Genomic DNA, 24,539 nt, shown 5'->3' on the forward strand with positions numbered 1-24,539 from the left:
TATAAGGAACCTTGTCAGTGAAAATGTCAGTTCGTAAAAAGTTATATGCGAGCTTTGGTGCCATTTTGGCAACCATGTTGGTGATGATCGCGATTATTACGTTTGAAGTGATTAATTCACATAAAGTGGCACAAGAAGTCAGAACAGACGACGTCCCAGAGACCATCGGATACATGGCTTTGATCGATGAAGCTGGGGATATTTATCGAGATGCTGTCGGTATGATCATCAATACCAGTGGTGCACAACGTGAATATCAATCGAACAAGAAAGAGTTTGCCTCTGCGTTGGCTGATGTAAAACGTCTTGAAACCGCTGGTGGAGAAGATTATCGCAATATCGAAAAAATTGAGCAGCTTATGGCGAATTTTACGTCGAGCTTTGAGAGCCAAATTCAGCCGAATATTGGGCATCGCAGTTTAGAAGAAAACGTTGAGCAAGTCCGTCAGTTGTACGAGGTGAATCTAGCCCCAATTGAAGACATGCTCAATACGGCGACGGCAGAAGGCCGCCAAAGCACACATGATGCGCTTCTCCAATTGACCGATTCATTCAACGATATCGAGAACACCATTTACGCGCTAGGTACGCTTGCGGCGATCGCAACAGTGTTCATTGCATACTTGTTGTCTAATTCAATCACAGGGCGTTTGACCGCACTGGATACTTTGGCACAACGTGTGGCGGAAGGCGATTTGACAGCTTCTCCTATCAAAGACGAATCGGGTGATGAGCTTTCTAACTTAGCGACCTCTTTAAATAAAATGCAGGCATCTCTAACGGGGTTGATTGGCTCCATTTCAGTCGTGTCTGAAGAAGTTAAGTCGGTCACGAGTGAGCTGTCTGTTGTTAGCCAAGACATTGTTTCTGGTGCGAGTAGCCAAGCCGACAAAGCGAACCTCATCGCAACGGCAGCAGAAGAGCTGAGCTTGACCATTTCACAAGTGGCGGAACAAGGTGCGTCTACGTTTGAAGAAGCTCGTAAATCAGAAGCCACAGCCGAGCAAGGCCGTACCGTCATTGTTGAAATGGTAGAGAGCATTCAACAGGTATCGAAGCAAATGGCGGACATGTCGGTTCAGATGAATCACCTTGGTGCTCATGGCGAGAAAATTGGCGCAGTGATTAAAGTGATTGAAGACATCGCAGAGCAAACTAACTTGCTTGCGTTAAACGCGGCAATTGAAGCTGCGCGTGCGGGTGAGTTTGGTCGCGGGTTTGCGGTTGTGGCTGATGAAGTCCGTGCACTTGCCGAGCGTACGACGAAAGCAACACAAGAAGTAGGCGAGATTATCCAAGCGATTCAAGTTGGCACGCAAGAAGCCGTGACTTACACCGAAGATGGTTGCCGTTTGGTGGAAATTGGTGTTAGCCAAAGCTCGGGAGCGGTGGAATCATTGGAAGAAATCGTTGCTGGTGCAGGGCACGTGCAAAGCATGGTGAACTCTATTGCGACCGCAGCCGAAGAGCAAACTGCGGTGACAAAAGAAATTGCCGCAGATATTACGTCGATCAGCGACATTTCGGTTCGCTCATTGCAACTAGCGAATGACAGCTCACAAAGCGTAGAAGGTTTGAACCGCAAGGTACACGAGTTGGAAACACTAGTGGGTAAGTTTAAGCTCGCCTAATCAATCAGAATCGGTATACTTCTGGCTCCAAACGTGGAGCCAGTTTTTTATGTTCGATATTCTACATACCCATCCCGATTTTCTGATCATCAATAAGCATCCCAACGTCTCTGTTCATAAAGACGATGGCGACACAATGCTGTTGCAAGAAGTGGCTAAGCAGAGTGGTGATGAGCAGCTCTATCTTATCCATCGCTTGGATAAAATGACATCGGGTATTCTGCTCCTCGGACGCAACGCTAAAGCGGCCAGTGCGTTATCGCAAGCCTTTGCTGACCGCCAAGTGGAAAAGTTCTATCTGGCGATTGGCTCTAAAAAGCCGAAAAAGAAACAAGGTTTGGTCGTTGGTGATATGGAGCGTTCGCGCCGTTCATCATGGAAGCTGGTCAACAGCAAAAACAACCCAGCCGTCACCCAGTTTTTCTCTCTTGCGGCAGAGCCCGGAGAGCGCCTATTTTTATGTAAGCCACACACTGGTAAAACGCATCAAATTCGCGTGGCATTAAAATCGGTTGGCTCAGGTATTGTTGGCGACCCGATTTACAATGCAGGCAATGAGGCTGATCGCGGTTACCTGCATGCATTTTCACTTTGCTTCCAATACCGAGATGAGCAATATCGCTTTGTTTGCGATCCACGAGAATACAAAGTGCTGGGTAGCAAATGGCACAGTGAAATCGTCTCTCAGGGCTTGGATACTTGGCTTTCCCCTTGGGAGCTGAACTGGCCTACGATCAAATAACCGTCACAAAGAAAACTAATAAGAGAACTCGATGCAAGCATCACAACTTCCGCTGTTCTTTCAGCATCTAGAAACCGAGCTCGCGCAAGCTCCGAATGAAATTCGTCGACTGTTTCATGGTCGTGGCCGTCGTTTTGAGGGCCTAGAGCAAATCACCTGTGATTGGTTACAAGGTCAGTTGATTATCAACTTGTTTAAAGAAGTCGACGACGCGTTTCTCGCTGAGCTGAAAAGCGGCCTGAATGCGTTGGCACAATCACAACTGTGGGCAGACAAGCAAGGTCGCACTATGGTTCTTCAGCACCGTTATGCCGATGGTGCGCCTTCAGAAGTGCTTGTCGGTGAATTAGACGCTCGCCCTGTCGTTGAAGAAAGCGGTTTGAAATACCAATTGGATATTGGCCGCAACCAAAACTTCGGTCTGTTTTTGGACATGCGCTACGGTCGTGATTGGGTTCGCGAAAATGCGAAGCACAAAAACGTGCTCAACTTGTTTGCTTACACCTGTGGCTTTTCTGTCGCTGCCATTGCGGGTGGCGCAGATAAAGTGGTTAACGTCGACATGGCAAAAGCGTCGCTGTCTAAAGGTCGTGAGAACCACAAGCTAAATGGTCATAACATCAACCAGGTAAGCTTTATGGGGCACGATATCTTTAAATCGTGGGGTAAGATTAAAAAATCTGGTCAGTATGACTTGATCATCATCGATCCGCCTTCATTCCAGAAAGGCAGCTTTGCGCTGACTAAAGATTACAAAAAGATTCTACGTCGATTGCCGGATTTGTTGGCAGACGGCGGTCAAGTGATGGCATGTGTGAACTCGCCATCTGTGACAAGCGACTTCTTGATTGAAAGCATGAAAGAAGAAGCGCCAGAGTTGACATACCGTGAGCGTCTGGATAACCCACCAGAGTTTATGGACGTAGACAGCGAAGCTGCATTGAAAGTGTTGTTATTCAGCTAAAAACTCTCTGTCGCAATAGAAGAAAAATTAAACAAAAAGCGCCGCGAAACATCTAAACAGACGTATCGCGGCGCTTTTTTGTATTTGGAAAACTAACCAATCTGCACTTCAAGATCCGCTTCGATGGTTGATGAGCAGGCGAGCACATAGCCTTGTTCAATTTCGTCTGGCGTTAATGTTTCTAGGCTGGTGGAAGAGACGTTGCCTTGACGAACCTTGCATTTGCACGAGCCACAAATGCCGCTACGACAAGCGACGATTAATGGTAAACCTGCGCCTTCAAGCACATCGGCCAGTACCTGACCTTTTTGCGCTTCGATGGTTTGAGCAAAGTCAGGAACAGAAACACGAACAACTTCATCGGAGACCGATGTTTCTGCGCCAGTCGCTGGCGTAAAACTCTCTTGGTAGAAGTTCGTCATGTCAAAACCAAGGTCATTCAAATAGCCGTGAACATCTTGCATAAACTGGCTTGGACCACACAGGTAAACGGTGCGTTGCTTGAAATCAGGAACAAGCTCTTTAAGCCAGTCGGCATTCAAACGACCTTGTGGGTGTGACGTTCCTTCGCGGTTTTTAAGCAACAGCTTTAAATGGAAGTTGGGATACACAGCGTCGAACGTTTCTAGCTGATCGTAGTAAATCGTCTCTTCTGGGCTGCGTGCGATATGAAGAAATGCGATGTCCACATCGTTGTCGTTTTCATCTTGCTCACTCAGCCAGTGTTTTGCCATCGAAAATACGGGCGTGACGCCGCAACCTGCACTGATAAGCAAGGCTCTTGTTTCGCCATCACGTAAAACGGGTGGGTGGTCAATGCAGTTAAATTCGCCCGCTGGTGGTAATGCTTGAACGGTATCACCGAGCAGCAGCGAGTCAACGATGTAGTTCGATACTTTACCGCCAGATACTCGTTTGATGGTGAGTTGAAGGTGATCGTCTTCATTGATCGAGCTGATTGAATAGGCACGAAACTCCATTTTTCCATCAATTTCGACGCCCAAGTTAATAAACTGGCCAGGCTTAAACTGAAACAGAAGAGATTCGGTTAGTTCGGCTAATTTGATGCTGACGGTGTCGAGTGTTTCGAAGTATTTATCGATGCAACGGAGCGTGACGGGTTGGTTATCTTGCCATTCAAAAAACATAACAATCTCTTTGGCTGTGGCTATTTTTAGTTCGAAATAGATAGCGCCTCCACGTAAGGAGGCGCGTAACAAGCAGGTTTATTAGGCTGCTAGGATGGCTTTTAGATCATCCTGAACATTGCCAATACTGCGCATATCGAACTTCTCTTGGATGATGGCGATTAGGTTTGGCGTTAGGAATGCCGGTGCAGTAGGGCCTGTGTAAATGCCTTTCACGCCCAATGCAAATAGCGTTAGCAAGATAACGATCGCTTTTTGCTCGAACCAAGAAAGCACAAGCGTGAGTGGTAGTTCATTGATGTCACAGTCAAACTCTTTCGCCAGTGCAAGTGCAAGCTGGATTGCAGAGTAAGCATCGTTACATTGGCCCACATCCAATAGGCGAGGGATGCCGTTGATATCTCCGAACGTATTCTTGTTGAAGCGGAACTTACCACACGCCAAGGTCAGGATTAGCGTGTCTTCTGGCGCTTCAGCCGTAAAATCGGTGTAGTAGCTGCGTTCCGCTTTATCACCATCACAACCGCCGACTAGGAAGAAGTGTTTGATGTTGCCTTGCTTCACTTGGTCGATAACCGCAGGGGCGGCGTTCATCAGTGCATTGCGACCAAAACCAACCGTGATGTGGTGTTCGATTTCATCGTGTTGGAAACCGTCTTGCGCTAGAGCACATTCAATCACTTGGCTAAAGTCATCGCCTTCGATGTGAGTCACTCCAGGCCAGCCAACAATACTGCGGGTGAATAGACGGTCTGCGTATTGACCCACATTTGGATTCAATAAGCAGTTTGACGTCATTACGATTGCGCCAGGGAAGTTTGCGAATTCTTTCTGTTGGTTTTGCCATGCGCTGCCGTAGTTACCGACGAGATGAGGGTATTTCTTCAGCTCAGGGTAGCCGTGTGCAGGCAGCATTTCACCGTTGGTGTAAACGTTAATGCCTTTGCCTTCGGTCTGTTGCAGGATTTTTTCTAGGTCATGCAAATCATGGCCAGAAACAAGAATACATTTACCTTTTACTGGCTTGACGTTCACCGTTGTTGGTTCTGGATGGCCGAAGGTCGTTGTTTCGCCTTGGTCGAGCATTTCCATCACTTTGTAGTTCATCAGGCCAATGCGCATTGAGCAATCAAGTAGTTCGCCAAGATCTTCAGGATCTGTGCCCAACCACGCCATGATTTCATGGTATTCGGCATAGATATCGTTGTTGGTTTGCTCAAGAACACGTGCGTGCTCCATGTACGCTGCGGCACCTTTAAGTCCGTATAGGCAAAGTAGGCGTAGGCCAATAACATCTTCATGTACTTGGTCTTTACCACGGTTAACCGCGACTTGAGGAGCAAAAGCTAAGATCGCTTCTGCGCTGTTTGGTAGCTCGAAGTTGGCAACGGCAGGAATGTCAGTAAGGTTGGTGTTTGACAAAGTCGCAGCAGACATCACTTGCTCTTTTAGCAATGCTTTGTACGTTGCAGCTTGAGAAGTTAACTCTAGGATGCGTTCAGGGTCGAAGTTAACGTTCGTCAATGTAGAGAAAAATGCCTTGGGTGCCCATTGGTTGATTTCATCGTTAATGATGTTGAATTCAAGTGCTTTTGATGCCCAAAAAGAAACCCCTTGCAGTGTGTAAACCAACACGTCTTGTAGGTCTGATACTTCAGAAGTTTTGCCACACATGCCTTGTGCAAAAGAACAACCTTTGACAGCAGGGGTTTGAATTGTCTGTTCACATTGAATACAGAACATATTGGGTTCTCCAGTGATTGTTTTAATAGTCGTGATGTTGACCACTAGAGAGCAGAATGTGTGCCAATTTTTATGTTGTTGATTTTTAATGATTTTGTGTGTTTTTGATAGGGCGGGTGATGTAATTAAGACAACGCGAATGATGTCTTAATCACATCAGCTTCTTGCGGTTGTTTATTTATTGATCCCGAGCTTTTTACCCATTCGATATAAGTTCCCGCGATCCATTTGCAAAAACTCCGCTGCTTTTGCCCAAACGCCACCAGTTTGGCTTAAAGCATGTTCAATTAAATCACGTTGATAGCTTTCTATTAGCTCTCGCATTGGTTGGCTTTCTTTGGGTAAATAATGTGATGTGTTTTTTACATCATCGAGAGCCAATGAGGTGTCGAAATGGTTAAGCATGATCGTGCTTGCGCCTTGTTGAATGGCGTGCAAAGCCGCGCGAGTTAACGTATGTTCGAGCTCGCGCACGTTTCCGTACCAAGGTAAAGATTCCAATTGAGTCAACACTTTAGGGTGAACGTGCAGATTGGGTGCATTGAATTGTTGGCGTACTTTTTCTAACAGGTATCCTGCTAAAACGGGAATATCACCGTCACGGGCACGCAATGGGGGGACTTGGATTGGGAACACGTTCAAACGGTGGAAAAGGTCTGCTCGAAACGTGCCAGATTCGACCTCTTTTTCTAATTGTCGATTGGTCGCGGCGATGATGCGCACATTGACCATCAAATGCTGATCGCTACCTACACGTTGCAGCTCGCCTTGCTGAATTACGCGCAGCAATTTTGCTTGCAAAATCAAAGGCAGTTCGCCCACTTCATCAAGGAAAATCGTTCCACCGTCTGCCAGTTCAAACTTACCGGCACGGTGGCTATTAGCACCTGTAAATGCGCCTTTGACATGGCCAAACAGTTCACTCTCAGCCAGACCTTCAGGCAGGGCCGCACAGTTGACGTAAATCATCGGCTTATCGCTACGATGAGATTGCGCGTGTACCGAGTGCGCGACCAGTTCTTTACCAGTTCCGGTCTCTCCTGTGATAAGTACCGCGTAATCTGATTGAGCAACGGTCGCAATGTTGTTTCGTAACTGGTTGATCTGCGGACTTAAACCCACCATTTCACCATGTTGAGAACGGGCTTGCTGGATAAGGGTTTGAGTGACGCTTTTTTGCTTCTGGTTTTGCGCTTTGAGTGCTTTTAATTGAGCAATGTTACGCAATGTCGCAGCGGTCAAAGCTGCAAAGGTTTCGATAGCGACAGGGTCAATGTCATCAAACGCACCCACCGTTAGAGCATCCATAGTTAGTGCGCCAACAAGTTGTCCTTCCACATACAAGCTAAAGCCCATGCAATCGTGAACATCAATGCACTGGTCTTCGGTTAATAGTGTGCCGTCAAAAGGATCAGGTAGTGAACAATCGGCATCGAAACGCACCGGTTCACGGCTATGAATAATGGCATCTAAGCGTGGATGTGCTTTGGGGAAATAGCGACGACCTAAGACCGAGCTAGATAAGCCTTTTACCGCGACAGGAGTCAGAAACCCATCCTCATCGAAGATAAACAGGCAGCTCGCATCACATGGGAATACTTGCGCGACCCCATCAATGAGGTTTTGATATTGCTGCTCATGAGAGCGATTAGAGCTGAGGTTTAGCGCGATATTAAGGAGTACGTGGTCAACAGTCGGTGTCATAACAAGGCCAAAGTTATCTGGAATGGGCTCATGCTAGCAATTTGATGTCATTTGAACATCGAAAGGTGTGGGAGATTGATGTTCCATTGACGACGATCAAATTTGATACAAATAGAATCGCGCAAGCCGATGAGTAAGCAACGTACGCTTGCGCGGACTAAGCTCTTTGAGCCAAAACAGCAGACCAATGGAACGGAGTCATCGTGTTCAAATTAGCGAGGTACAACCCTTGCGTCATTACCAGACATGTTGATTTGAACGGCTTGGCCTGGCTGGAAAATCATGTTTGGGTTTACTTCTTGAACGACAGATATGATCTTTCCATCCTCTAATCGAATGGTCAGGCTCACACCATTTCTTTTCGCGGTTGCTTCGGCGGCTTTACTACCTGCATAACCACCTAATAAACCACCACCAATGGCTGCGATATCCGAGCCAGAACCGCCCCCAATTTTCGAACCCAAAATACCACCAACGGCAGCCCCTGCTATTGTACCGATGGCGTTGGATTGGGTAGAGGCATCAATGGTTACGGGTTCTACTTTTTCTATCGTGCCGTAGTAAACCTGCTGAACTTTGCGAGTGTCGGACGAGCCGTATGCATCTCCGTACGGGTTAGGTGAGCTACAGCCGCCAAGCACAATCGCACAAGTAATGGTGAGCAACATGCCTAACTTGATGTGTTTTTTCATATAGCCTCCGAATGGTTTCTCCACCCAAAGAGTATATACCTCAATTTAGCATGTGCTTTGATGCGTTAATAAACAGCCGCTTAGTGATGTTCTTTCTCAAGAATACGTACATTTCTGAGCGGTGTTAACGGCCTTTGAGTGTATGAAACCCAGAGTAAATTCGCGTGAATGTGGTAAACCAACATGCCGCACCGAAGATGTATGCAATGACCGAAAAGTGTTGTGGCATCAGGCAAAACAGCACAAAACAGCCGATGGTTTCCGTGCCTTCGGTTAAGCCGCTCATGTAGTAGAGAGATTTGTGTTTATACACCGGATTATCGATGCCTTGTTTCCCTGCCATGATGGCAAAAGCCAAAAAGCTGCTTCCCGTTCCGACAAAGGAAAAAATCAAAAATGCCCCTGCAATGGCATTTTGTTCTGGGTTTGCTAACACAAAACCAAAAGGAATCAGGGAATAGAACAGAAAATCTAAGCTGATATCGAGAAAACCGCCCGCATCAGTAATGCCTTGAATCCTCGCCAGTGCACCGTCTAATCCATCACAGATTCTATTCAGCAAAATAAACAGCAACGCCAACAAGTATTGTTCGGTGATCAAAGCCGGCAGAGCAAAACAGCCAAGCACAAAACCAAATACTGTCGTCTGATTTGCGGTGATGCCACATTTATCGAGGTATGTCGCACTGAGTGCGAGCGGTTTGCGGATGAGCTTTATACTCAGGCTATCAAGCATGATTTGTCTCCCACGGCCAGTTCAGGCAGCGGCTGCCATTGGGAATGTCGTCTTCATCGTGCGTTACCATCAAAGTAGGGATGTTCGCTTGCTGCAATTGCTCGACCACCCAATTGCGAAATTGTACGCGCAGATCTTTATCTAACTTGCTGTAGGGCTCATCGAGTAGCGCAACTTTCGGCTTTGCCAACAGCATACGAGTCAAAGCAATACGGGCACGTTGTCCTCCGGAGATTTGATCTGGGAAGGATTCGGCAAGTTTGGTCAATGCAATGTTCTTCAGTGCTTGCATGGCGTGAGCTTTACGTTCTTCACCTTTGATTGAGTTTGGTAGCGCGAAGGCAAGGTTCTCCCACACCGTCAAGTGGGGGAAGAGCAAATCGTCTTGGAATAGAATACCGACCTGACGCTTATGGGCAGGGAGGGCATCCAACTTTTCGTTATCAAGCGTAATGGATCCAGAGTAGTTGAACTCGGCGGATAGGTGCCCAGCAATAGCATCCAACAAAGTGGATTTACCACAACCACTTGGTCCCATCAGAGTAACAATTTCACCTTTCTCTACGGTCATGTTGAACGCAGAAAAAAGCGTGTCGCCATTGGCTTTACGGATGGCGAGGTTTTCGAGACAAAGACTCATTCAGTAGTAAACCTTTTATAGACAAGCGGCGATACTTCACGTGTAAGCGGCTTAGTAGTATCGCAAAAGAGAAGAACAAGAACGGCAAGAGTGCTTGCCAAATGGCGTAAATCGCGGTGACACGTCGGTCAAAACCACTGGATAGCGCAACGGCTTCGGTTGTGATGGTGCTAATGCGCCCAGCACCTAGCACCAATGTCGGCAGGTATTGCGCCAGACTTACGCTAATACCGACAGCCCATGCGAATGCAATCGCAGGTAGGAGGATTGGCAGTTTCACTTTTAACCAAGCTTGCATCGGTGTTTTACCCAAGCTGAGTGCGACGCGAGTTAAGCCGTTATCGAAGCTGCGCCATGGACCGTCTAGCGAGAGGTAAATAAATGGGAACGCGAAGAACACGTGCGCCCAGCATACCCAAAAGAAATACGCGTTACTGTTTAAGTACAGCGTCACTACTTGCATACCGAATAGCACGGATAGCTGAGGAATCAGCATTGGGATGGCGATGATGTAACCGGGCACCTGCCAGCGATAACGAAGGCGATACTCATGTGCGATCAAGGCAAGGGCTAGAGCGACGGTCGCGCTGATAACGGCAATCAGCATGCTCTGCTCCAGCGTACCAAGAATACTGTGCCATTCGTATTCCCAAAAACGCAGGCTATAGCGGCTCGGTAGTAAATCTGGAAAGCGCCAGCGTTGAGCAAAGCTCCACACCACCATGAGTGGAATCATTAGAAGTGCGAGTAGCGCGATCAGTGAAAATAGGGTTTTACCGGGTAAACGAAACCCGTTTCGACCAGAGTACTGCCAGCGTTTGAAGCCTTTGGTAATACACCATTCCATTAAGCGTGCAAATCCAATCAAAAGGCTAGCGATAGCAAACAACACGACCGCGCCTGCGGCAGCTCTTGGTAGAAGTGATAAATCAGGATCGTTAAACCACTGCCATACCAAAACTGCAAACGTCGGTGGGTTGGTAGGGCCAATAATCAATGCAACATCAACAACCGACAAGCTGTAAGCCAATACCGCCAGCATTGGAAAGCGCAGTTTTGCTATCCATTGTGGGAATACGCATTTCCACCACGCTTGCGCCGAACTGTAGCCCATCGAATGACTGACTTTTTCAATCTTATCGACTTTCAATTGCTGAAGAATTGGAATACTCATCAACAATAAAAACGGCACTTCTTTAATCGCAAGCATGATGACCAAACCGAGTGCATGCGGGTCTTTAATCAGCAATGCTAAGTCATTCACCGTTTGTGCATTGGGATCGTAACCAAACAGTTGGTTGAGAACCCTAACGCCCATACCTGTTGGTGCAAATAAGAACGCAAAGCCAATTGCAAACGCGACATGCGGCATAGCGAGAAGTGGTGAGAGGCTAACTTCAATTTTTCGCCAAAACTTGCTGCCCCACGATGCTTGCAAAATCGCAAATGTGATCAAGCAAGCCAAGTAGCTACTGAAAATGGCAGAGTAGAAAGTCAGCCCGATGGATGTCCAAGCACCCTCCCAATCAAAAACAGCGTTAAAGCCATCCAAAGAAAAGTGGTGCAAGCCGATAGGAGGTACATAACCGAGCGCAGAAACCACCACTCCGAGTAGTCCCGGAATGGTAGGTAAAATACAAACAGCGATAATGATTAAATATAGCGCTCTTAACATGGGCTCTTATTAATTCCCGTAGCGTTTCAACCATTCTTTTTCTAAGGCAGATTGCCAACTCGGATGCGGCTCAGCGATAGATTTGAATTGTTGAGTATTTTTAGCCGAACCTGTTAGGTATTGGCTGCTTAGCACTGAAGGATCGCCCCAGATGTTAAGGTTACCTTTGCGAGATTGTGCTTCAGGGCTCAATAAAAAGTTTATCGCAACTTGCGCACCGGCACTGGCATTTGCGTTCCAAGGAATCGCTAAGAAGTGAATGTTTGAGAGTGCACCTGCGTCCATCGCATACGCTTTGGTGGTTTCTGCAAGATTACCGCTCGATTGTGCAGAAAAAACCGCGTTTGGGTTAAAGGTAATCGCAAGATCAATCTGACCATCATCCAGTAATTGAAGCGTTTCAGCCGTCCCTCCTGGGAATTGCTTACCGCCACGCCAAGCAACTTTATGGAACTCATCTAGGTAAGCCCATAGCGGTTGAGTGATTTGCTCAAATGTTTCACCAGTGACTGGTTTTTGCAAAGCGGGATCGTTGTTGGTCAACTCAATCAACAGTGCTTTAATAAAGCTTGTCCCATGAAACTCTGGTGGGCGAGGGTAAGTTAGGCGATTTGGAAACGCTTTTGCGTAACTCAGCATTTCAGCAAAAGATCGAGGAGGGTTATGCAGGGTTTGCTCATCATGAATAAACACTAATTGCCCCACACCCCAAGGTGCTTCCAGACCTTCAGTTGGCTCTGAAAAATCCACATCAATTGGCAATGATTTGTCAACGTACTGCCAGCTTGGCAAGCCTTCAACAAAAGGACCAAACAGCAATTGGTTATCCTTCATTGATTTGAAGTTTTCGCCATTGATCCAAACCATATCAACACTGCCACCGCTGTTTTTGCCTGCGGCTTTTTCTGCGATTAGGCGAGTGGTGGTTTCGGAAATATCAGTGACTTTCACGTGATTTAGCGTCACGTTGTAGCGAGATTTAAGCTCTTTGCCTGCCCATTGGATATAGCGGTTGATCTCTTGGCTACCACCCCAAGCATGAAAATAGACGGTTTGTCCGTCAGCTTGTTGTTCGATTTTTTGCCATTTACTAACGGCCGATGAGTCAGCAAAAGATGAAGTTGCAAAAGTGGTGGCTAAAATGCCAATGGTACTGAGTAGCTTTTTCATACGTAGTCCGTGTTTTTCTTCTGGTTCTTGTTTGAAGCTTCGCTGAGTTTGTTCACGAATAGCCTCTGTCCTTCACAAGGATAGTAATCTATCTCGCGGTATTATCAATGTGAATCCCAATAGGATTTATTAATTGATTCAGGGAATTACTATCAATGATGTAAAGGGTAGAGCGCAGCACGATAGCTGCACTCTTTTAGCATCAATGTTGGATAGACCGGACTACTTCGCTAATTCTTCCATGTTGATGCCTTTTTTCTTCGCGATGTATTTTGGAATCAGAGACATACCAAACAGCACAAGACCCGCAACCGCAAACTTCACTAGCAACATCACAGACACGCCGTTTGTCGCAATATCCCCCGCCATGTAAGCGAAGATGAATGCGCCTGGTGCCATTGTCAGTAGAGAAACCAGTGCGTAAGTGCCTAGGTTTAGGCTGGTTAGACCGTAAGCGTAGTTTTGTAGGCTGAAAGGGAATACAGGCACAAGACGAGTCAGAATTAAGAAGCTTGTACCGTTTGCTGCTACACCGTCATCGATTTTCTTGAAGATTGGGTTATCGCCAAACTTTTTCATGATGGTGTTGCGAAGCAGGAAGCGCGCCACGATGAATGCCGCTACTGCGCCAAGCGTTGCAGAAAACAGCGCTAAGATACCGCCTTTGATAGGGCCAAATACGATACCTGCCACAATGGTGAACGCGCTGCCCGGTAGTAGGAAAACACACGCAAACACGAATGCTGCTACGAATACGGCGTAGCCCCACACACCAAAGCTGGCGATCCAATCTTGTAGGCTCTTGATGTCTGTGATGATTTCAAGAATGCCAGTTTGTTTAGCCGCGAACAGAGCAATAGCTACAACAGCGACAATAAGAGCGATTTTTACGAATTTCATAAGTTCAACTTCACTTAAACCTAATAATTAAAAAGAGATAGCTATACAGACATACACTTGATCAGACCCGCTTTTGATTTGTAGCGGTTGAACCAAGCTTTCACAGGGCTAGCGAGTACGTTGACTGGCGGTTCATCGCCTTGCATGATCACAGGGCCGAACATTAGATCCAGAATGTGCCAAGATTTCGTACCAACCCCCATCATGGATGCACGACAAGCTGAGCAATAAACCACGACGTAGTCTGTCTCGAACTCTTCAACACGGCGCTTGATTACGCGTGTTGCCACGTCTGGGTTTGCAGGTACAACCATGCCGCCGAAACCACAACAGCGCGTGTTTTCACGTGTGTGTTCTGGTTCAGAGGTTTTGTAACCAAGTTCGTTTAAGATCCAACGAATACCGTCTTGCAGTTCTTTCTCGTAGCGAGTCGAACAAGAATCATGAATGGTAAACACCACGTCACTGTTTTTTGCTTTGCCGCGTAGCGCTTCTGGCAAACCGATTTCTGGAAGCAGTTTCCATAATGAAACCGGCTTTTGTGTGCCGCCAGACTTCTTGATCATGCCGTAGCAGCTTTGGCACGCCACGATGACTTCTTGTGCATCTAGCTTGTCGAAGTCTGCTTGAAGCTGGCCGTAGCGTTCTTTGAATTTCTCTGTTTGGCCGATAGCCGCGGTCGGTTTGCCACAGCATTTCTGTACTGCGCCCATTTCTGGGAATACTTCTTTTAGGTAGCTCGCAATGGCCGCTACGCCTTCTGGTGAGTAGGATGGCAAACTGCATCCTGGCATAAATACTTTATTACTCATTTTGTCGATACCGCTCGTTTTGCCATAGTGAAGATTTTTGAGAAGCCCAGTTTCTGGTGCATATTGATCGCTTTATGCCCCGGCATTGGTGATTCACCATTGTTTGCCTTAACAAAGTCAGTACGTGCGCCTAGGAACATTTCCTTCATCGGGAAGTCTTTCGGACACACGATGGTGCACTGGTCACAGGCGTTACATGAGTAAGCCAGCAATGGATCCATCGACTTGTTGTGCACGAAGTCAGAGAAGATGGTCTTTGGACAGTCACTGAAGTCGTTCATCATGATGCACTCGGTCATACATAGCTTGCAGCTACATTGCAGACAGCGAGATGCTTCTTGTTTGATTTGTTCTTCAGTAAAGCCTACATCCACTTGTGCAAAGTCTTGTTTACGCTCTTCAGCATCACGCAATTCACCGTGTAGGCGAGGGGTATCTACCGTACCTTTTGGTAGTGGTACGTCTAGGCGAGATGAGTAGCTGTATTCTTGCTCGAAGTCGCGGTCTTCAGTTAGTAGGCGAGTCGTTAGGAAACGCTCAACACTCATTGCGGCTTTACGACCTAATGCCATCGCTTCAATCACGATGTTACCGCCACACGCGTCACCGGCTACGAAGACGTCTTCTAGGCTCGATGCTAGTGTTTGTTTATCGACCACGTAACGACCACCGCGAGTTTGCTCTAGTGCACCGTCAGTAATGTCTGCCACGATTTGACCGGTTGCAAAAACGATGGTGTCTACAGAGATGGTTTTGCTTTCTTCGCTGTACTGAGGTGCAAAGTTGCCTTGCTCATCAAAGATAGACAGGACTTTCTTGATAGTGATGCCGGTTACTTTGCCGTTCAAGTGTTCGATAGCAACTGGGCCCCAACCTGCGTTGAACTCGACGCCTTCTTCTAGTGACTCGTCGATTTCGACTTGGCTTGCTGGCAGGTTTTCAATACTCTCAAGTGAACATTGGTAAACGTCGCTTGCACCAATACGCCATGAAGAGCGTGCACAGTCCATTGCAACGTCACCACCGCCGACAACCATTACGCGTTTACCTGCACGTGGAAATTGGCGAGTTTCAGAAATCTCTTTTAGGTATTCAACCGCAGAGAACACGCCATCGTTGTCATGACCCGGCAGAGGGATGATCGAACCGACGTGTGCACCGTGAGCCAGAATCACAGCATCATGTTCGCTACGTAGAGTGTCGAAGCTAATGTCTTTGCCGATCTCAACGCCAAACTGAGTTTTGATACCCAGCATCGCTAGGTAGCTGTATTCGAAATCGATAACATCGCGTGGTAGACGGTATTCAGGGATACCCACACGCATCATGCCGCCGTAAACGTCTAGCTTTTCGTAAATCGTTACTTCGTGGCCTTGACGACGAAGCTCAATAGCCGCTTGCGCACCAGCAGGGCCTGCACCCACGATCGCGATGTGCTTGTTGGTTAGGGGCGCAATGTTAAGGTCCCAGTGATCTTGGTTATCCAGTTTTTCTGCGACGAAGCGTTTGATGCCCGCTACGCTGATTGGTTGACCGAACTCTGTGTTACGACGGCAAGACGCTTCACAAGGGTGGGCACAAATACGACCAAGAGTTTGAGGAAGGAACAATTTGCTGCGGATCAGATCCAAAGCGCCTTGGAAATTCCCTTCACCAGCCATGCGAACGTACTGTTTTACGTCTGTGTGCATTGGACATGCGGTTTGACATGCCGGATTGGCATCACCCATACAGCCATCGACAATCATTTGCGCGGTGTCGTATAGCTTTTGGCTAAAAATTACATTGTTCATTAACTGCGGTTTCCGTGTTGATTAGCTCTTGCCGTTGATAACGTTCACTTCAGGATTCTTCTGCTCGTAGTGAGCATGGCTGTACTCGATCCATGAGCCGTCGTAGTTGTAAACGCCTTCTGCACCTAGTACTTCAGTAAGAATCATGGTGGTGTGGGCAGAGCGAACACCAGACTGGCAGTAAGCGATAACTTTCTTGCCTTTGATGATGTCGCCGTAAAGGGCTTGCAGTTCTTCTGCTGATTTCAGCGTTGTGTCTTCGTTCAACGCTTTGGTCCAGTTAATGTGAACACTGCTTGGGATAGTGCCCGGACCGTATGCGCCAGAAACCGCAACTTCACCGTTGAACTCGTCGTTGCCGCGAGTATCTAGGATCACCCAATCAGGGTTGTTTTGCGCTGCGATAACCATGTCTAGCGTTGCTAGGGCATTGTTCTCTTGTTGTGTGTTAGGTGCGTTGTATTCAACCGCTGCAACGCTTTGGTTTGCAGAACCTGATGGGTAGCCAGCGCCCATCCAAGCGTTCAAGCCCCCGTCAAGGTAACGAACATCTTGATGGCCAAGGTTATGGATTTGCCAGTAAAGACGCGCAGCATCGTGGTGTGAGCCCGCAGCGTAGACGACGATTGTGCTGTCTGTTGTTGCGCCGAAGCTGCCTAGGATTGTTTCCATTTCTTCTGTGCTATTACTCATACCGCCGAAGTCGTAGGCGTCTTCAGTCGCTGAGTAATCGTTACGCCACATAGTGTAAGAACCAGAAATAGGACTATCTGGTTTGATAGGGTTTAGCGCACCGATCACAACCACGTCTTTGTCACCATCCATCAGCGATTTCAGTTGTTGTGCAGAAATGAAGTGTTCTGGGTGAGCGTATTGTGTGAACTTCTGCTCTTGAGCAGCAGCATCCACTATTACAGCCTCAGCTGAGAACATCGTATTGTAAGCTGAGTAGCCAACCGCTGCGACAGCGGCCAACACACCCAACGCAATTGTCGATTTTTTCATGAGTTGCTTCCGTATTTTAATTTAAAGTTTTGCTGCCGAATCCTTGATGTTTCGACAGATAGAATGCTTTTGAAGGGGGAGTACAGGCATGAATGTTTCTTAATCATTTTTGGTGTTCATGGCTTAAAATAAGCGGAAATGCGTTCTACCCCTTTGTGGGTAAGGCATTCTGAGGAAATCAATAGTTAGGTGGTATTGTGGTTTCCCACAATAATGATGTGGGATTGATCTAAAGCAACAAAGTTAGAGAGGGGAACGGTGCTAAAATGCGAAACCAATACGCTGTCGTTGTGCTTTATTAAGTGACTAAAAATTATTTTCAGAAATTCCTTTATTCTATTGTATTTGTTTGTTTTACCTGTATTTCTCAAGTCAAAGCAGAACATCTGTCTGATAGGACAACATTTGATGTAGGTGTGCTGGCTTTGAGAGGGCATTCTCACGCTAAAGTATCTTGGCAACCCACAATGACATGGTTGGAAGAACAAAACCCTAACTATGAATTCAACTTACATACTTACGATTTTGACCAACTAGAAGAAGCCTTTTTACATGGTTGGTTGGATTTCATATTAACGAGCCCAGGACAGGCAACTAAGCTTGCTCGTGAGTACCCTATTAACTGGCTAGCAACGCAGAAAACGGCTTACAGCAATGTGCCGAACAAGTCGATAGCATCAGTCGTTGTTGTGCGTGAAGAATCGCCTTTTAAAACACTGAGAGACATCAATGAAGCCAGTATCGCTGCTGTATCAGAAAAGGCGTTTGGTGGTTTTCTTGCTCTACGTTATGAGCTCGACAAACTTGGGTATTTCAACTCATCGTTCTTTGAAACAATCCACTTTACTGGCCCACCGACCGATCAGTTGATTCTCGATGTGATCGACGACCAAATTGATGTTGCAATTGTTCCTGCTTGTACGCTGGAAAACATGGCGGCCGAAGGCAAGATAGAGCTGCATAATTTGCGAGTGCTCAACGAAAGAAGACCTGCTGATTCGGTTTGCGCAGTTAGTACTCCTCTGTACCCAAATTGGACCATGGCCATGACGGAGCGTGCTCCGGTAGATGTTGGGCAAAAGGTCGCACAAACCCTGTTTGCAATGCCTGCAGATCATTCAGCCGCTATTGCTGCCAACAATGTGGGTTGGACGCTACCTGCGCCTAGCGTTAACGTAGATAAAGTCTACAAGCATTTGGACTTACATCCCTTACAGAAACCTTGGGCGCAAAAGGTTCAAGAGTGGCTACATAAAAACCAAGCAGTCGCTATCGCAGCGCTGCTAACATTGGTGTTACTGACTATCTATCACTTTTGGCTAGAGTGGACGTTCAAACGTAGTAGAGAAAAGTTGAAAGCTACCCTCAATGATTTACGTCGCAAGAGTAGCATGTTGGAACATGCTCAACGTATTACGATTGTGGGAGAATTAGGCAGCAGTATCGCACATGAAATTAATCAACCATTGGCTGCGATTAAAAACTACAGTCAAGGTGCAAAGATGCGGATGGAGCAAGGCACTACACCCGAGGAAATGTTGCCGATAATAGAGAAAATTCAACAACAAGTGACGTCTGCGAGTGACATAGTGCAGCGTTTACGTAGTTTGATTCACCGGACGCCAATCGAAAAAAGCTGGGTTGACTTACCTGCCGTCATCAATGATGCAATGAAGTTGGTGGATTATGAGTTCCAACGTCACAATATCCAACTAGGTGTGATGTATTCTGGCGAGGTACAAAACGTTTATGCGGATGTGACTGGATTGCAACAGGTGATCATTAATGTGCTTAATAACGCCAAAGATGCCTGTCTTGCTCATTCGACTTCGCAAAAAGAGTTGTTTGTTGATCTCCATATCAGCTTTTGTGATGACGTTGTCATCATTGATGTCATGGATAACGGGGTCGGGATCGAAGAGCAAAATACCCCTCTTGATCAGCCTTTTTATACCACGAAGGAAAATGGTCTAGGGCTAGGTCTTGCTATTTGTCGCGATGTGATTGAAGCGCACCAAGGTTCCATCAATTTTAGGTCAATTGACCCATCTGGGTGTCAAGTGACTATCGTTTTACCATATCAGGAAGCTCAGAATGAGTCGTAATCTTTGCCCACTTTATATCGTTGACGATGAAGTGCCCGTTTTAGAATCAATGGCCTTTATGTTAGAAAGTTATGGTTATAGCGTCGATGTCTATTCAAGCGGGCAAGATTTCTTACAGAGAGTGAATCTGCATCAAGCTGGATGTGTATTGTTGGATAGCCGAATGCCAGAAATGCGTGGGCAGGAGCTTCACCTGCTAATGCGTAATCAATGCAGTCCAATCAGCGTTATATATCTGACTGGGCATGGTGATATTCCAATGGCAGTCGAGGCCTTAAAAGAAGGCGCGTTGGACTTTTTTCAAAAGCCTGTGGACGGTAATGCTTTAGTGGCGGCAATCGATAATGCTATGGAATGTTCACTAAAAAACCAAGAAAAACAAAGTGCAAAACTAACTCTTCAAAGCCTTACTAGAAGAGAAAAAGAAGTACTGATTCTGGTGGTTAAAGGGATGAAAAATCAGGATATGGCTAACCAACTGTGTGTTTCGCTTCGTACTATAGAAGTACATCGTTCCAATGTAATGAAGAAGTTGGAAGTAGAAAGTTTAGCGGCATTGATTCATAAAGTAGGGCACGTAATTTAGGTATAAAAAAGCAGCCAGTTGGCTGCTTTTAAAAATGGTTTTGTTTACTGACTTGGGATTAGTTTACCCAGTCACGTAGAGTAAACGTCAATTCATGATCGGCATTTTTCAGAACAAGACCATCTTTAGTTAGAGTGATGTCACTCCAGTTAGATAGTGTTTGTGTCATTGCATTTTCGATCTTCATTTGATCTTCCATACACATCTTCATGGTCATGCCCATTTTTTCGATGCGTAGTTGGTTGTTTTTCAGCTCAGCTTGACCGAAGAAGTTGTTACAACCCGCATTGCCGTTTGCTGTTAGGTTTTCACCGATTTCTAGGCGAGCCGCTTTTTGGTTTTCGTCTAGAACGATATTTTTACCATCAACTTGAACAAGTTCCCAGTTGTGGTGCTGTAAATCTTGAGCCGTAATTTCTTTCACATCATCACCGTTGCTAGCACAAGCAGTCATAAGAACAGGGAGAGAGATTGCTGTAACTAACGTTTTTAGGCTAAGCTTCATTTTATAGACTCCGTTTTTAGAAACGCGGTAAGTATAAGTAATAAAACACTGTTTTTGTCAGCATACGGTTATGGTTTCGTATGTTTTTGACATAACGAAGTGTATAACAGATTTTGTCGGTGAGTAATCTTCTCGTTTAGTTATTTAAACTAGGCAAACACGCCCTAACATGGAAAGAGCGTTTATAGTATGGAGCAACTGGAATTTTTCACTGTCCCAAGCCCTTGTGTTGGAGTATGTACCTCCGATGAAAAAGGGTATTGCAAGGGGTGTATGAGAAAAAGAGAGGAGCGGTTTAATTGGCTGAACTTAACCCCCGCTCAGCAGTTGCACGTTATTAAGTTGTGTCGTCAAAGATACAGAAGAAAGATGTTGGCAGGGAAGACGAAGCCAGAACAGCTTCAAGATAATTCATCACCTCAACAAGATTTGTTTTAGAAGCATTTCTAATTAAGGTGCGGACACGCCATCGTTCTTGTTTCTGCTTTTTACATATTCCCGGCCCGGCAAGGTATCCTTTAAGAACCGGGAATCTCCTATCCATTTTTCCCTATAAATCGGTAATTGGCGTTATTTCATCGACCAACGGTCGCTAACCCAGCCTCCCGCTTGTTCGTCAAAGTGATTTCCTGCAAATCGATGGTTGAGCTCAACCTCTAATTTGCTTGTTGGAAGCTCATCCATTAACTGGTGAATGTACCTTGCCATAGGGTCGGTACATGCTTCACGTTCTCGGCGGATGACCACTTCTTTGATCATTTGGAGTCTGTAGCTATTGCTGGCTCGTTTCATTTTTGACCTCCAGAACTCGATGGCAGCAGTTTGAAAACATTGACGTCCAGATCGCTGCTCATTGGCGTGCGCGTGGAGGCGCATCACCATCGTTTGAAGTCCAAAGACAAATTGTTTGAGAGCAGTGTTTGTAACGCCATTCACATCTTTCTCAGAATCATTGACTATGCGAATAAAAATGTCTCGCGAAATTTAGCCGATGAGCCTGCATATTTGAAAGACCTTATCAAACATAGAAGCCCAGCACAGGGGCGTCAACAACACAAATGAACAATTTTTGAACAGATTGTGAAGGTGGAGAATTATCAGCAATTTATCGAAAATAAAAAACCGAAGCACAAAGCTTCGGTTTTGATTTAGGAGCTCTGACGGATTGATTCGATAGAACCATTCTAGTCAGAGCGTAAGGTGTAGAGTATTAGCTACCAGTTGCAGGACAGCCTTTCACTGCTTGGCTATTGCTGAAGTACTTGATGTTGTCTAGGTTCTTGTTGTAGCTATCCGCCGAGATTTGCGGGTTGTTTACGAAGAACTCACGCAGTACTGATGCGTCTGTCATTTGAGTTGATTCAACTTGGATAACTGGGTAGTCATCACCGCCTGCAGCGCTGAAGCTAATTACAGCGAACGTGTAAGTTGCGTCTAGGTTGAAGCCTTTACCGTTAATGTCAGTAATAGTTACTGAGCCAGCATCACAATCTACATCTAGAGTGATGTTGTCTAGTTGAGCGTAAGCACCAGAACCCGCAGATTTCGTAGCAACGACGTCTAGGTATTCTTTTACTTCTTTACCTGTCATGGTCGCTTTTGTTACGAAGTTACCAAATGGTTGTACTGTTAGTACATCACGGTAAGTGATATCGCCAGCTTGGATTGAATCACGAACACCACCGGAGTTCATCACACCAAAGTCTGCTTTCACTAGCTCGTATGTACGGTACGCTTCACCTAGTAGGTGGCCAAGGTTCGTTTGCTGTGAGCGAACTACACCGCGGTCGCCTTCAAGTTTGCCATCCGTAGAAGATACTTTAACGTCAAGCAGATCTTGACCTTGCTCTTGGTAAGTACGAAGAATTTGCTTAACTACAGCATCTGGCTTGATTTCTTCAGCGATGAATTGGTAGTCACCGTTCGCATCTTTTGCCTTTAGGTTTACTGGAATCAAAGCGTAGTTTGCTAGGTGCAGTTTGCCATCGTAGTATTCGAAGTCTGCACGACCAACATATTTACCCCACTCATGCGCTTGCATGATGTATGTGCCATTTTGTTGGTCTGGAGCACACTCGTCACCTGGTTTGAAGTCTGCGTATTCGTTAGTACCCGGCTCCATACATACTGGGTTTTGTGAGTGGCCACCAATAATTGCATCTAGTTGGCCTTCTTCAAGAGAACGCGCTAATAAAACGTCACCTGGTGCTTCGCTACCATGGTTACCATCTTGGTAGTGACCCATGTGTGTTGTTGCAAAAACTAGATCGACAGTTTCGTTTGCTTCGATTTCCTTAAGTACTTTTTTGATTTCAACTTGAGGATCTTCGAAGTAGATATCAGCAACGTTACTTGGGTTTACCAGTTTCGCTGTATCTTTTGTTGTTAGGCCAACAACCGCAACTTTAAGTCCGTTAATCGTGAAGACTTTGTAAGGCGCGAAGTAACGTTCGTCGGTTACTTTACCATCGGTGTCTTTCTTGTAGATGTTTGCAGCGAGCATAGGGAAGTCAGCCCATTGGATCTGCTTGTTCAAAACATCTAAAGCGTTATCAAACTCGTGGTTACCGACAGCCATTGCGTCGTAACCAAGCAGGTTCATCCCTATGAAGTCCGGTTCTGCATCTTGCATGTCTGACTCAGGAACACCTGTGTTGATATCACCGCCAGACAATAGAATGGTTTCGCCACCGCTTGATTCCACTTCTGCACGAATAGAGTCGATCAAAGTTTTGCGTGCAGCCATGCCGTATTCGCCTTTGCTGTTTTCCCAAAAGCGGCCATGGTTGTCGTTAGTGTGTAGAACGGTGAATTTAGTACAAGAATCTGCAGTCTCACAGGTTACTGGTGAATTGTCGCTGTCTGAGCCGCATCCTGCTAGCGCAGCGCCCACTGCCACTACCAATAGAGATTTGGAAAACTTCATAAGGGATCCTTTCTTTGTGATTTTGTTATTGTTACGGCGTGAAATATACGGAATTAATGTGAAAGTTTAGTGATCTATCTCTTATTTATACTTCTATCGAAGATACGAATTAATAAGCATGCAAACTACGTCTATAAATAAACAGAATTGGTATTTAGCATTTATTTTATGTGGCTTAAGCTATTTTTTGTGAGGCAGTTAATTGAATGCGTGTTGTTTATGTGAATCAATACGCATTTTGGTGAGGTATGACGCTAAGTTTGGTTATTATTTTGCCAAATTCATGTTTTTCTAAGTTCCTACGAAACAAATAGTTATAATTTTCTACTGCAAAGGTAGAGAGGTAGGGATGCTTATAAAATCATCTGCGAAAACAGCAGAAATCGATTGCTCTTGGCGCAATCAGTTTGAACTCAGTCAAAAACCGTACAACGGTTATTACTATGACTCCCAATTTTGGAAAAGGTTTTCCGAACACACCGCTGTTTATTTATTCCAATCTGATGCGTTTACTCTTTTATCCTGTCCGGAAAATCTCTGGCATAAAATTAAACATTTTCAGCCGAGTGAGCTAGAGAGAAAATTAAATAACCTGCAATTATTCTGCGAATATGACGACGTCGACTATCATTTATTTAATGATAATACCTTCAATAAAGATGCTGATGTTTTCACTTTGAATATTGAATCTGACAATGAGTTGCTTGACGCATTTTTACGTAGTAACAGCGCAGAAGATATTGAGAAAGCCGATTTCGAGCTCGATAGCCACTTCTTCTATGGCATTTTAGAAGAGGGTAAATTGGTTGCGGCATTAGCGTCATATTGCTACGAAGGAAAGGAGCCATTTGAGTCGTTATCGTTACTGGTTAGCCCTAAAGCGAGAGAAAAAGGGTACGGTAAGCGCTTGCTTTCACACTTAGTGGCGGAGGTTAAAACGCGAGATCGTAAAGTGAGATACCGAGTAAATATGGAAAATACACCTTCGATTAAGTTGTGCGAATCTTTGGGATTTGAAGCTTATAACCGATTGCGCGTATTTACTCAGGATGAATAGAAAGG

Annotated in this window: 22 protein-coding genes; 7 read left to right on the forward strand and 15 right to left on the reverse strand. The window is 45.9% G+C overall.

Annotated features, from left to right (window positions below):
• Nucleotides 1-17 precede the first annotated feature (17 nt).
• The 3 genes from OU793_RS02745 to OU793_RS02755 are packed head-to-tail and all read left to right on the forward strand — an operon-like array spanning nt 18 to nt 3,337.
• A complete protein-coding gene (locus OU793_RS02745) occupies nt 18-1,631 on the forward strand; it encodes a methyl-accepting chemotaxis protein (protein ID WP_025509723.1) in 1,614 nt (537 codons plus the stop codon).
• 49 nt (nt 1,632-1,680) lie between these two features.
• Nucleotides 1,681-2,373: a TIGR01621 family pseudouridine synthase gene (locus tag OU793_RS02750; protein WP_017820860.1), complete on the forward strand. Its 693-nt coding sequence runs from the start codon at nt 1,681-1,683 to the stop codon at nt 2,371-2,373.
• 31 nt (nt 2,374-2,404) lie between these two features.
• Nucleotides 2,405-3,337: a class I SAM-dependent methyltransferase gene (locus OU793_RS02755; protein WP_024699899.1), complete on the forward strand. Its 933-nt coding sequence runs from the start codon at nt 2,405-2,407 to the stop codon at nt 3,335-3,337.
• 92 nt (nt 3,338-3,429) lie between these two features.
• On the opposite strand, the gene OU793_RS02760 is transcribed toward OU793_RS02755, so the two are convergent.
• The 12 genes from OU793_RS02760 to OU793_RS02815 form a co-directional block, all read right to left on the reverse strand.
• On the reverse strand, nt 3,430-4,485 hold the full coding sequence (locus tag OU793_RS02760; RefSeq protein ID WP_140103846.1) for a hybrid-cluster NAD(P)-dependent oxidoreductase: 1,056 nt from the start codon (nt 4,483-4,485) through the stop codon (nt 3,430-3,432).
• 81 nt (nt 4,486-4,566) lie between these two features.
• On the reverse strand, nt 4,567-6,228 hold the full coding sequence (hcp, locus tag OU793_RS02765; protein WP_069539993.1) for a hydroxylamine reductase: 1,662 nt from the start codon (nt 6,226-6,228) through the stop codon (nt 4,567-4,569).
• A 174-nt stretch (nt 6,229-6,402) separates the two neighbouring features.
• Nucleotides 6,403-7,932 (reverse strand): nitric oxide reductase transcriptional regulator NorR, encoded by a 1,530-nt coding sequence (gene norR / locus OU793_RS02770; RefSeq protein WP_024699896.1) that lies wholly within the window; start codon nt 7,930-7,932, stop codon nt 6,403-6,405.
• A gap of 212 nt (nt 7,933-8,144) precedes the next feature.
• A complete protein-coding gene (locus OU793_RS02775; protein ID WP_140103845.1) occupies nt 8,145-8,624 on the reverse strand; it encodes a glycine zipper 2TM domain-containing protein in 480 nt (159 codons plus the stop codon).
• Between the two features lie 124 nt (nt 8,625-8,748).
• Nucleotides 8,749-9,360 (reverse strand): CDP-alcohol phosphatidyltransferase family protein, encoded by a 612-nt coding sequence (locus OU793_RS02780; protein WP_005495656.1) that lies wholly within the window; start codon nt 9,358-9,360, stop codon nt 8,749-8,751.
• On the reverse strand, nt 9,353-10,000 hold the full coding sequence (locus OU793_RS02785) for an ATP-binding cassette domain-containing protein (protein ID WP_020903950.1): 648 nt from the start codon (nt 9,998-10,000) through the stop codon (nt 9,353-9,355). Before OU793_RS02785 ends, OU793_RS02780 begins: the two co-directional genes overlap by 8 nt.
• The gene (locus OU793_RS02790; protein WP_140103844.1) at nt 9,966-11,675 is read right to left on the reverse strand and encodes an ABC transporter permease; all 1,710 of its coding nucleotides are present in this window, start codon (nt 11,673-11,675) and stop codon (nt 9,966-9,968) included. Before OU793_RS02790 ends, OU793_RS02785 begins: the two co-directional genes overlap by 35 nt.
• Before the next feature lie 9 nt (nt 11,676-11,684).
• Nucleotides 11,685-12,845 (reverse strand): ABC transporter substrate-binding protein, encoded by a 1,161-nt coding sequence (locus OU793_RS02795; RefSeq protein WP_140103843.1) that lies wholly within the window; start codon nt 12,843-12,845, stop codon nt 11,685-11,687.
• A 222-nt stretch (nt 12,846-13,067) separates the two neighbouring features.
• Nucleotides 13,068-13,745, reverse strand: a complete 678-nt coding sequence (locus tag OU793_RS02800) for a TVP38/TMEM64 family protein (protein ID WP_005462335.1) — start codon at nt 13,743-13,745, stop codon at nt 13,068-13,070.
• A gap of 41 nt (nt 13,746-13,786) precedes the next feature.
• Entirely contained in the window at nt 13,787-14,557 is a 771-nt protein-coding gene (locus tag OU793_RS02805; protein ID WP_005478886.1) for a (Fe-S)-binding protein, read from the reverse strand.
• Nucleotides 14,554-16,350 carry an FAD-dependent oxidoreductase gene (locus OU793_RS02810; RefSeq protein ID WP_140103842.1) on the reverse strand — a complete coding sequence of 599 codons (1,797 nt, stop codon included), beginning with the start codon at nt 16,348-16,350 and terminating at the stop codon, nt 14,554-14,556. The genes OU793_RS02805 and OU793_RS02810 overlap by 4 nt, the downstream gene beginning before the upstream one ends.
• A 21-nt stretch (nt 16,351-16,371) precedes the next feature.
• On the reverse strand, nt 16,372-17,355 hold the full coding sequence (locus tag OU793_RS02815) for a sulfurtransferase (protein WP_140103841.1): 984 nt from the start codon (nt 17,353-17,355) through the stop codon (nt 16,372-16,374).
• Between the two features lie 416 nt (nt 17,356-17,771).
• Between OU793_RS02815 and OU793_RS02820 the strand changes: the two genes are divergently transcribed.
• Together OU793_RS02820 and OU793_RS02825 are read left to right on the forward strand one after the other, a co-directional pair.
• Nucleotides 17,772-19,460, forward strand: coding sequence for a sensor histidine kinase (locus OU793_RS02820; RefSeq protein WP_140103840.1), 1,689 nt, complete (start codon nt 17,772-17,774; stop codon nt 19,458-19,460).
• Nucleotides 19,450-20,046, forward strand: a complete 597-nt coding sequence (locus OU793_RS02825; RefSeq protein ID WP_025505126.1) for a response regulator transcription factor — start codon at nt 19,450-19,452, stop codon at nt 20,044-20,046. The genes OU793_RS02820 and OU793_RS02825 overlap by 11 nt, the downstream gene beginning before the upstream one ends.
• A 58-nt stretch (nt 20,047-20,104) precedes the next feature.
• Here the strand turns inward: OU793_RS02825 and OU793_RS02830 are convergent, their stop codons facing one another.
• Nucleotides 20,105-20,551, reverse strand: a complete 447-nt coding sequence (locus OU793_RS02830; RefSeq protein WP_005486896.1) for an META domain-containing protein — start codon at nt 20,549-20,551, stop codon at nt 20,105-20,107.
• 189 nt (nt 20,552-20,740) lie between these two features.
• On the opposite strand from OU793_RS02830, the gene OU793_RS02835 reads away from it, so the two are divergent.
• A complete protein-coding gene (locus OU793_RS02835; RefSeq protein WP_020840419.1) occupies nt 20,741-20,989 on the forward strand; it encodes a DUF1289 domain-containing protein in 249 nt (82 codons plus the stop codon).
• A gap of 132 nt (nt 20,990-21,121) precedes the next feature.
• Here the strand turns inward: OU793_RS02835 and OU793_RS02840 are convergent, their stop codons facing one another.
• Together OU793_RS02840 and ushA are read right to left on the reverse strand one after the other, a co-directional pair.
• On the reverse strand, nt 21,122-21,343 hold the full coding sequence (locus tag OU793_RS02840; protein ID WP_005462330.1) for a hypothetical protein: 222 nt from the start codon (nt 21,341-21,343) through the stop codon (nt 21,122-21,124).
• A gap of 418 nt (nt 21,344-21,761) precedes the next feature.
• Nucleotides 21,762-23,477, reverse strand: coding sequence for a bifunctional UDP-sugar hydrolase/5'-nucleotidase UshA (gene ushA / locus OU793_RS02845; RefSeq protein WP_005495634.1), 1,716 nt, complete (start codon nt 23,475-23,477; stop codon nt 21,762-21,764).
• 349 nt (nt 23,478-23,826) lie between these two features.
• Here ushA and OU793_RS02850 point away from each other — a divergent pair, with 349 nt between their 5' ends.
• Entirely contained in the window at nt 23,827-24,534 is a 708-nt protein-coding gene (locus tag OU793_RS02850) for a GNAT family N-acetyltransferase (RefSeq protein ID WP_140103928.1), read from the forward strand.
• The last annotated feature ends 5 nt before the right edge of the window (nt 24,535-24,539 follow it).

Source organism: Vibrio sp. VP6, assembly GCF_028823755.1.
GTDB lineage: Bacteria > Pseudomonadota > Gammaproteobacteria > Enterobacterales > Vibrionaceae > Vibrio > Vibrio parahaemolyticus.